Source organism: Gluconobacter sp. P1D12_c, from assembly GCF_018812105.1.
Classification (GTDB): Bacteria; Pseudomonadota; Alphaproteobacteria; order Acetobacterales; family Acetobacteraceae; genus Gluconobacter; species Gluconobacter oxydans_A.
Map to the genome: position 1 here is coordinate 1 of NZ_JACSIQ010000491.1, position 440 is coordinate 440.

Here is a 440-nt window from a genome sequence, read left to right on the forward strand (position 1 = left end):
ATGAGTTCGAGAGCCTTTTTGCCGAGTTCAGTGTCAGGCGTCTGCGTATAATTCTGGACCATAAGACAGGGTTCAGAGACGTTATAGAAAGCATGATGCGGGAGCATCAGCCCAACAATCTTATTCTCCATCTGCTCGAATTTTATTTCATCACCAACGATGACACGACCATCAAGAGAAGGCTCAACACAGAGAGCCATAGCAATATCGGGCCCGAACATATCCAATGATTTAGGGACACCTATCGTGGCTTCGCCTTCATCACGCTTCGTGAAAAGCTCAGCATCATTGATGACACGCTTCTTCATCATCTTCAGAGATCCATCAGACTGATCTCGAACGATGCGAAGCCTCTCATCATTAAGAGACCCCTTGAACTCCTTAAACGATCCGTACCTCTGTATCAGTCGCGTATTGAGTGTCTCATTATAGAACCACTC

General features: G+C 46.1%; 1 protein-coding gene. It reads right to left on the minus strand.

Features of this window, described 5'->3' with window-relative positions; genetic code table 11:
• A partial coding sequence (locus KP705_RS17820; RefSeq protein WP_215765251.1) for a hypothetical protein occupies positions 1 to 440 on the minus strand: 440 nt, incomplete at both ends.